Source organism: Protofrankia sp. Cr2 (genome assembly GCF_963555885.1).
Classification (GTDB): Bacteria; Actinomycetota; Actinomycetes; order Frankiales; family Frankiaceae; genus Protofrankia.
The window spans coordinates 113676-122937 of the sequence record NZ_CAUVXG010000007.1; the positions used below are offsets into that span (position 1 = coordinate 113676).

Here is a 9262-nt window from a genome sequence, read left to right on the forward strand (position 1 = left end):
CCCCTGTCTGCAGGTTGTCTGTCCTCGCCGGCCGTTCGCGTCAGGCCGTCGCCGCGGCCGCGGCCGCGCCCGCGACCGGTGTCCACCGCATCGCGGCCGCGACGACCGGGGGGAATCGGCCGGTCACCAGACCGCCGACGAGGCCGGCGTCGACGTTCAGGCTCGCCCCGGTGATGAAGCTGGCCCGTTCGCTGTTCAGGAACACCAGCGGCCACGCCTGCTCCACCGGCCGGGCGAGCCGGCCCATCAGCCGCGGGTAGTTCTTCAACAGCTCCTCGCCGAGCGCCTTGGCCTTCACCGCCTTCGTGAACTCCGGTGTCGCCGCGGTCCGCGTGCTGCCCGGGTTGACGCAGTTGATGCGCACCTTCGCGTCGGCGAGGAAGTCGACGTTCCGGAACGCCGTGTAGGCGTTGACCGCTTCTTTGGAGAAGTCGTATACGTAGCCGAGCCGATCGACGTTCGCCTCGCACCAGCGGCGGGCCTCGTCGAACCCGGCGGTCGCCAGCAGCTCGGCGGACAGCTCGAGCCGTTGCAGCCAGCCGGCCGCCGACGTCGAGCCGACGCAGCACACCGCCGCCCCCGCCGGCATGGACGCGACGACGGACTCGGTCAGATGCCGCAGCCCGCAGAAGTTGACCAGCAGGACCGTCTGCGGCGGGGCTGTGCCAGGCACGCCGGCGCAGTTGAACAGGGCGTCGAGGCCACCGCCCAGGCCCTCGACCAGGGTGTCGATGGAACCGGCGTCGGCGAGGTCGACCCGGTAGGTCTTGCCTACCCCGTCGACGGTGACCGGGTTGAGATCGGCGGCGTGCACCTGCGCGCCGAGTGAGACGAGCAGCTCGGCGGTGGCCGCGCCGATGCCCGAGGCGGCTCCGGTGACAAGGACCCGCCGGCCCTCGTATCCCAACACGTCATCCACGATCGACCGCATCCTCTCGGGGTGCTGGTGTACCGGTGTGCCGGGCTTCCCAACTATGCCATGCATAGTGCGACGGGCGCGAGGAAGCAGCGGCCGCGCCCCCGGCGGCCAGGCTGGCTGGCGCGTCACTCTTCGTCGTTGACCCAGCAGACGAACCTGTGCAGGGGAGGGCCTCGGGTAAATACCTACTATGCGGCGCAGAGTGACTTTGCTCTGTCGCGCGTAGGGGTGGTTCGCAAGAGCGTCGTTCCGCCGCTTGTGCCGAGTCGCCTGGGGCTTTCGCGGTCGGTCGGCCAGTGCGCGCCGTCGGGCGCGGGCCAGCGGGGTGACAATAGAGGGGTGACGTCCGGGAAGGCTGTCGGCCTCGAGGAGGGTCTGCTGGTGGCTGAGCGAGCGGTGCCGACGGCCGCGGGGGTGACGTCGACAGCCCCGCAGGCGGTCACGGTGATGGGCGAGCCCGGATCCGCTCCCGTATCGCCGGGTCGGGCGGCGGCGCCCCTGAGCGAGCGCCGGATCGTCGATGCGGCGCTGGAGGTTGCGCGCCGCGAGGGTCTCGACCGGGTGACGATGCGCGGGCTGGCACGTGATTTCGGTGTCACCACGATGGCGATCCACTACCACGTCCCGACCCGCGAGGCCCTGCTGAGACTCGTCGTCGAACGGGTGCTCGGCCAGGTTGAGGCGCCGCCGGACGGGCCGTGGGAGGACCGGCTGCGCGCGGTCCACCGACGGCTCAGCGTCACGGTGAACGACTGCCCGGGAGTGGCGGACTGGCTCGTGGAGACGAGCGTGACCCGCAACGGCACCCGGCTCGCCGACCTCGCGACCGCCATCCTGCTCGACGCGGGTTTCGACGAGCGGACCTCGGTGCTGGCGCAGGCAACGACGCAGGCCTACTGGGTCGGCTACCTCAAGCTGGCGGCCGGCTTCGCCCGGCGCGGCGGCCCACCAGGTCGTCATCGGCTGGCCGACGATCCGCAGACCTACCCCGCGCTCGAGCGGGTGGCGTCGGCTGGCGCCACGCTGGACGCGGAGGCATACCTGGAGTTCGCCCTCGACGTCATCATCGCGGGACTCCGGGTGCGTGCCGCAGAGGGAGCCGGCTAGTCGCCGGGTGCCGCGTCTGCCGCGTCGGCCTGGGTAGGCACGTAGGGCTCGACGACTGACGGGAAGCACGCTCCGGTTCCGGCCTGTCTTGCACTATGCGCCGCATAGTGTCAGTGTCGGCGGGGTGCGGGCCGAGGGCAAGGCAACAGGCGAGGTCGTCGCCGACACCCACGGAGGCCCGCGTCGGCCCGAACTGTCGAACTGGGGTCGGTTCGGGGCGGACGACGAACTCGGCACGCTCAACCTGATCACACCGGCCGCGGTGCTGCGGGGCGCCGGGTGCATCCGGACGGGGACGACCTTCCCGCTCAACCTGCCGCTGGACCAGCCCCGCCACCGCCAGATCGGACGGCCGGCGCTGGAGAAGGTCGCGCTCCGCCGCAACCACGTCTACAAGGGCATGGTTCTCAACGACGACTGCGTCGTGCTGCCCACGCAGGGTTCGACGCAGTGGGACGCGTTGTCCCACTGCGGACTCGTCGAGGACGGGGTCGACGGCGTCTTCTACAACGGCGCCGGGCTCGACAGCGTGGACGAGCGGGGCTACGCCCACCGCAACAGCATCGACGCCCTCGCCCAGCGCGGCATCACCGGACGTGGCGTCCTCCTTGACGTCGCCCGGCACGTCGCCGGGGGAGCTGACCGGCCCCTGCCACCGGACCACGTCATCGACGAACCCGAGCTGCTCGCGACCGCCGCCGCGCAGGGTGTCCGGATCGAGCCGGGCGACGTGGTGTGCGTGCGTACCGGCTGGACGGAGGCATACCTCGCCGCGGCGTCCGACGCGGTGCGGGAGGCGATGGTCCTGGCGACGGACGCGAGAGTGCCCGGGATCAGCCCGGATCTCGCGCCACTCGCGCACCGCCAGGGATGGGGAGCCGTCGCCACGGACAACATCGCGGTGGAGGCCGGACCGTTGCCCACCGATTCGAGCCGGTCCGCCCACATCCGGATGATGCGTAACCTCGGGCTGCCTTTCGGCGAGCTGTTCTGGTTCGCGGATCTTGCTGCTGCTGCCGCCGCCGACGAGCGCTGGACGTTCCTCTTCGTCGCCGTGCCGCTGCGCATCCCGGGCGGCATCGGCTCACCGGCCAACGCGATCGCCGTCCGTTGACACCGACACCGACACCGACACCGATGCGGGCCTTCGGGCGCCTCGAGCCGGCCGCCGTCGCCAGGTCGGGGGCTGGGCGACCCTTTCGCCATACATACAGAAGGGATGTCAGGTGACCGCTCATATATGCGCGTTGGCGACCTACCTGCCGGCGTGGGGCACCGCGCAGGCCCGCGTCGCCGGTCCGGACGAGGACGCCGTCACGATGGCGGTCGCGGCGGGTCGGGCCGCGCTGGCGGCCGCCGGACGGATTGAGATCCAGCATGTGGTTCTGGTGACCAGGGATTCGGCGCTGATCGAGGGCGGCAGCGCCGCGATGGTGCTCGCGGGCCTCGATCTGCCGGATGGCACCCGTGCGACCGAGGTGCTGGGCGGCGCCCCGGCCGTGCTGGACGCGCTCACCGACGCCCGGCCCGGCACACTGGTGATCGGAGCGGATACCGCCGGACCGGCGGGTGCCGGAGCGGCGGTGATCGCGGCCGAGGGTTCCGCGATCCGCCCGCTGGCCCGGCTGGACCGCAGTTTGCCGGTCCACGTCCGCGACGCCTACGGACGGGTGTTCGACTATGCCGACGCGCGGCTGGTCCGCGAGCGCGGGGTGCTCGCGGGACTGGCCCGGCTCGACCTGCCGGGCAAGCCGGCGGCGGTGGCGGGGTTGCGGGGTCGGGATGCGGCGTCGCTGACCGCCGGCCCCGGGCCCGCCCTTCCCACGGTCGGCGCCAGTTCGGTGCTGTTCGCGCTCGCCGGGCTGCTGGCGGGCCGGGAAGGCGGGCCTGTCCTGGCGGTGGAGCAGGCGACGCTGACCGCGGCCGCACTCGAGCCGGGGGCCACGGCGGTCGTCGCCGATGCTCCGGCGCCCCGGCCTCTACCCGCCCTGCGGACTTCGGGCGACGCCGACATCAAGATCTCGCTGCCGGCCTACGAACGGGCGTTCGACGCGAAACTACGCCTGGCCGCCGGGCGGTGCGGTAGCTGCGGCGCGCTGTCCCTGCCGCCCCGGCTGCTCTGTCTCGAGTGTGGCGCGCAGGGCACCCCCGAGTTGGTGCCGCTCCCGCGCGACGCGGTCGTCTACACGACGGTGACGGTCCACACCCCGGTGCCGGGGTTGGCGGTTCCCTACAGCCTGGCGGTGGTGGAACTCGGCGACACCGGGGTCCGGCTGCTGACCCACGTCACCGACACCGAGCCGGGCACCGTCCAGATCGGCGACCGGGGCATGCTCCTGCTCCGGCGAGTCGCGATACGCAGTGGCGTTCCCGACTACGGCTATGCCTTCGCTCCGACCCCCGCCACCGGCGCCACCGTGGCTCCCGCCGGTACCACGGGCATGACGGACACGGCCGGCATGACGGGCACGAAAGGGGTGGCGGCATGAGGCCGGTTGCCGTCGTCGGGGCCGGGATGACGCCGTTCGGGGAGCACTTCGACCTCGGGATCAAGGAACTGCTTCCGCTGGCTTTGGCCGAGGCGGTCGGCAGCGTCGACAAGGGCATCGACCGCGCACAGATCGACGCCGCGTGGTTCGGTGAACTCACCACCACCGACGGATTTCCCTCCGGGGTGTTGGCCGACTCGTGTGGACTGCTCGACATCCCGATCACCCGGGTCGAGAACGCCTGCGCCACGGGCAACGACGCAGTGCGCAACGCATTTTTTGCCGTCGCCAGCGGGCACGTCGACGTCGCGCTTGTCATGGGGGCCGACAAGGTGCGGGAAACGTCGGCCCGCGCCACCTTCTGGGACTGGATGGCGATGACCCGCGACATGGCCTGGGATTACCCTCTCGGCCTCGTCGCGCCGGCCAACTTCGCCCTGCACGCGGCCCGCTACCTGCACGAGTCGCCCGCGACCCGGGAACACATGGCGATGGTCGCGGTGAAGAACCACCACAACGCCGTCACCAACCCGAAGGCGCATCTGCGCTTTGAGATCACCGTCGAGCAGGTCCTGTCGGCGCCGATGGTCGTCGCCCCGTTCGGGCTGTACGACTGCACCCCGCAGAGCGACGGCGCGGCCGCCCTGCTGATTGCCGGCGGGGACGTCGCCGACCGTTTCACCGACTCCCCGATCTGGGTGCGGGGGGTGGGTCTGGGTCTGGACCGGGTCATGCACCAGCACAAGCGGGACATGACGACGTTCCCGGCCACGGTGAGGGCGGCGAAGCAGGCGTTCGACATGGCCGGGCTCACGCCCGCGGACGTCGACGTGGCCGAGGTCCACGACTGCTTCTCGGCGGTCGAGCTCATCAGCTACGAGGATCTCGGATTCTGCGACCGGTTCCAGGCGGCCGATCTGATCGCATCCGGAGCTACCGCGCTGGGTGGGCGGCTCCCCGTCAACCCGAGTGGAGGATTGAAGGCGAAGGGCCATCCCCCGGGCGCCACCGGCGTCGCGCAGTGCGTCGAACTCGTCGAGCAACTGCGGGGTACGGCGGCGAACCAGATCGAGGGAGCCCGGGTCGCTCTCGCCCACAACATCGGAGGGCCGACCGCCGTATCCGCCGTGACACTGCTGAGCACCGACCGTGGCTGATAAGCCACCGACTGCCAGCACGGCCACGTTGGTGTGGGGCGAGGTGCGGCGAGGGCTGGAACATCGCCCATGGCCCGACAGCACCGCGGCCGGCGGCGGGGAAGCCCCGTGATCCCCTCGGCATGCCTCGAGGACCTGATCACGTCGAGTGCCCGCGTCGCCGTGAGTGACGGCGTCGGCACTCCCCGGTCGGTGTTCACCGAACTCAGCGCGGCCGCCCGCCGGGTGGGCGGCGTACGGCTGGTCCTCGGGTGGATGCCTGCCTCCGACGAGAACCTGGATCTCTCCGCCTTCGCCGACGTACGAGCGCTGATGGGCGGCTGGGGGCTGCGGCGCGCCATCGACACCGGCCAGGCGCACTACCTGCCTGCGGCGCTGGGCGCGGCCCCCGCCCTCGTGCGGGGCCCGCTCCGGCCCGACGTCCTGATCGCCTCCGTCGTCGCGGTGCCCGGCGGGTACGCATTCGGCAGCGAAGTGGCGTGGATGCGCGACGCCATCGATGCCGGGGCGCTGGTCGTCGGGGTCGTCAACAACGAGCTTCCCCACGCTGACGCGGGACCGCACCTGCCGGCCGACCGGGTGACGGTCGTGGCCCGGCACGCGCGTCCGCCCATCGAAATCCCCGTCCCCCGGGTCGATGCCGTGCACGCCGCAATCGGCCGGAATGTCGCCCGCCTGATCCCGGAAGGTGCCCGTGTGCAGGTCGGGCCGGGGGCACTTGGCGCCGCCACGCTTGCGGCGCTTCGCGTGCCCGTGTGCATCGACTCGGGACTCCTGACCGACGCGGCGGTGGACCTCGACGACCGCGGCCTGCTCCTCGGCGATCCCATCGGGACCTACCTGGCCGGGAGCCGACGGCTCTGGACCTGGGCCGACGGACGGCGCCTGCTGCACCCCATCGGGACGACGCACGACGGGCACAGGCTGTCGACCGGCGCCCCGTTCATCGCGGTCAACACAGCCCTGGAGCTAGACCTTGACGCGCAGGTGAACGTTGAGGGCACCACCGCGTCGACGCTCGGTGGAATCGGCGGCCATCCGGATTTCGCCGCCGCCGCCGCCCGTTCCACCGGCCTGTCGGTCGTCGCCCTCGCCACCCGGCATCACGGGCGACCGACCCTGGTCGACCGGCTCGCCCGGCCGGTCAGCACCCCCGGTCACGACGTCGATGTCGTCGTGACCGAGCAGGGGGTGGCCGACCTACGCGGACTCGACCGCGGCGAACGCCGGGACGCGCTCCTATCGCTGTGGGGAGCGGCAGCCAACGGTCGTGTCGCGTGGCCGGAGGTCGGCGGACATGACCCGCCATGAGGATCGGGCCGGCTTGCGGGTCGAGTCTGACCATCCATGGCTGTCTTTGGAGATTTGGAGATGATGATCGGCGTTTGTTTGTTGTTAGGTACGGTTTTCGGCCGGATAGGCGTACCTGACGACAAACTCGCGCCGATCTTGTCGACGGACGGTACCCGCCGATGCGCGCCATCGGCTGCCGGCGAAGGGTCGATAATCGTCACGTAGTCCGGCGCAGCGACGCAGCCCATGCCTGGCCTGAATCGTTCACGGGGTTGGCGGGGTTGACCCGTGTGATCGACAACGTTCTTTTTGATCAAGGTTTCCTGTCTGTGGGCAGGGTCGGGGCGCGACGGCCGCGTCGCGGCGCCGGGTCCACGGCCCGGTGGGTCCTTTCGCGCTCGCAGAGACGGGGGGTGGATGATCAGGTCACGGCGGGCAGCGCCCTGACCCGGGGCTGGGACTGTCCGACGCTCGGTGTAACTGGTCGTGGCCCTTCATCTGAAGGGCTGTGAACTACGGTCGGTGGTCAGCCGGCTGCGGTGAAGGTCAGCGGCAGATACCTGGCCTGGCGCACGCCACCGAGTTCGTAGCGCGGCTCCTCCCCCAGGGTGATCCAGTAGTCGGGAATCCGCCGGTGGAACTGGTCGATGGCAGCGCGCAGCTCGAGGCGGGCCAGGTGCGAGCCGAGGCAGCGGTGGACGCCGGCGGCGAAGGCGATGTGCCGGTTGACGGGGCGGTCGAGCCGTACCTCAAGGGGCGACTCGAAGGTGGCCGGATCGACGTTGGCGCCGGCCCAGCACAGGAAGACCATCTCGCCCCGGCGCACCGGGACGCCGTTGATCTCGATGTCCTCGGTAGCCCAGCGAACCCCACTGCCCGGCACGGGACTCTCGAAGCGCATCAGCTCCTCGATCGCGGCCGGCAGAGTCGACGGGTCGGCGACGACGCGGCGCCGCTCGTCCGGATGGGCCGCGAACCACGCGAAGATGCACGACAGCGACGACGTCACGGTGTCGAGCCCGGCGATCGTGAACAGATGCATGATGTTCACGATGTCGTCGTCCGTGAGGCGCTCGCCGTCGAACTCGAAGATCATGAACTGGCCGATCAGGTCGTCCCGGGGGGCGCCTTCCCGGCGGCGCTCGTCCAGCCGTTGCCGCAGCCGCTCCCGCATCCGGTCACCGGCCTCGACGCCGATCGCGTCCTTCTCCTCCATGGTGGTTCCCTCGTTCTTGAGGATGCGATCCTTCATCGCGACGAGGAAGTCCATGTCCTCCAGCGGCGTCCCGAACAGCGTCAGGAAGATCGTGGACGGCAGCGGTACGCAGAAGGCGTCGTGCAGCTCGACGCGGCCGTCGGCGACGAACCCCTCAATGATCTCGTCGGCGAGTTTGCGGATCTCCGACTCCATCGGCGCGACCTTCTTCGGCGCCAGCAGCGGGTCGAGCAGCTTGCGGTAACGGCGATGCTCCTCGCCGTCGACGTGCAGCGGAGGCAGCGGCCCACGCGAGCCCATGCCCAGCGGCAGCCAGGTGTCCGGGTGACTCGACACGAGGGCACGGTGACGTCCCGCGGTCACGACGTCGTTCATCGTGAAGAAGCCGACGCCCATGTCCCAGCGCACGACCGGTGCTTGCCGGCGGAGCCGATCGAAGATCTGCTGGGCGTCCCGCACATCGAACGCGCCGTTGGACTCGTAGGCGATCATCGCGCGTAAGGCCGGCTCCATCTCGCTGTAGGAGATCTCAACGACGTCGTCCCGCATGGCGCTCCTCCAAGTGGGTGGGGGGCGATCATCCGGGCTGCACCACCGACGGCGACGGCCCACGAGGCGCACAGCGGTGCCCACGGCGGCCGGACTATCGCATGCATCACCCTGACCGGACCGCCGAGGCCCGTCAAGATATCGCCACTATCTATTCCGGCGACGCTGCGACCGACAGTCGTCGCACGCCAAGCGGTCGGCCGGCTCCCGTGCGTCGGACCGCGCCTCGGATCGACGGTCGGCGGCCGCGGTGGAGGCATTCGACGTCTCTGGGGTTGTCCGCCCCGCTCGTTCCGACACCAGCAGACCTTCCTCGACGCCGACAGCACGTAGTGGCCTGTGTGCACGACGCACGTCAAGGCATCATCGATATCTAATAGGGAGATCTTCGCTGGAGCAAGCCTCGGTCATGGCCCGGCGGAACCCTGTCGACGACGCCAGCAGCTCCTGCTTCTTAGAGCGCCCGGCAATAGGGGCGTGGATCAAGGAGCGGGGCTGGGGCACGTAGATCGCGAGGCGGCGGAGGGAGACA

The 9262-nt window shown here is 70.8% G+C and carries 7 protein-coding genes; 5 read left to right on the plus strand and 2 right to left on the minus strand.

From position 1 onward, the window contains the following. Window positions 1–40: 40 nt before the first annotated feature. Entirely contained in the window at window positions 41–919 is an 879-nt protein-coding gene (locus U9978_RS06140; protein ID WP_322760068.1) for a coniferyl-alcohol dehydrogenase, read from the minus strand. 339 nt (window positions 920–1258) lie between these two features. Between U9978_RS06140 and U9978_RS06145 the strand changes: the two genes are divergently transcribed. The 5 genes from U9978_RS06145 (at window position 1259) to U9978_RS06165 (ending at window position 6983) form a co-directional block, all read left to right on the plus strand. Beyond that, window positions 1259–2026 carry a TetR/AcrR family transcriptional regulator gene (locus tag U9978_RS06145; protein ID WP_322760069.1) on the plus strand — a complete coding sequence of 256 codons (768 nt, stop codon included), beginning with the start codon at window positions 1259–1261 and terminating at the stop codon, window positions 2024–2026. Window positions 2027–2114: 88 nt separating this feature from the next. Continuing rightward, complete coding sequence (locus tag U9978_RS06150; protein WP_322760070.1) at window positions 2115–3140, plus strand: cyclase family protein; 1026 nt, start codon at window positions 2115–2117, stop codon at window positions 3138–3140. Between the two features lie 112 nt (window positions 3141–3252). Beyond that, the gene (locus U9978_RS06155) at window positions 3253–4515 is read left to right on the plus strand and encodes a Zn-ribbon domain-containing OB-fold protein (RefSeq protein WP_322760071.1); all 1263 of its coding nucleotides are present in this window, start codon (window positions 3253–3255) and stop codon (window positions 4513–4515) included. Continuing rightward, window positions 4512–5672, plus strand: coding sequence for a thiolase C-terminal domain-containing protein (locus U9978_RS06160; protein WP_322760072.1), 1161 nt, complete (start codon window positions 4512–4514; stop codon window positions 5670–5672). Before U9978_RS06155 ends, U9978_RS06160 begins: the two co-directional genes overlap by 4 nt. A gap of 108 nt (window positions 5673–5780) precedes the next feature. Continuing rightward, a complete protein-coding gene (locus U9978_RS06165; protein WP_322760073.1) occupies window positions 5781–6983 on the plus strand; it encodes an acetyl-CoA hydrolase/transferase C-terminal domain-containing protein in 1203 nt (400 codons plus the stop codon). A gap of 508 nt (window positions 6984–7491) precedes the next feature. Here U9978_RS06165 and U9978_RS06170 read toward each other — a convergent pair. Further along, window positions 7492–8730 carry a cytochrome P450 gene (locus tag U9978_RS06170; protein WP_322760074.1) on the minus strand — a complete coding sequence of 413 codons (1239 nt, stop codon included), beginning with the start codon at window positions 8728–8730 and terminating at the stop codon, window positions 7492–7494. Window positions 8731–9262: the final 532 nt, after the last annotated feature.

Excerpts from the sequence above, each read along its gene's own strand:
- U9978_RS06160 (WP_322760072.1), top strand. The coding sequence starts at position 4,512 with ATGAGGCCGGTTGCCGTCGTCGGGGCCGGGATGACGCCGTTCGGGGAG.
- U9978_RS06170 (WP_322760074.1), bottom strand. The coding sequence starts at position 8,730 with ATGCGGGACGACGTCGTTGAGATCTCCTACAGCGAGATGGAGCCGGCC.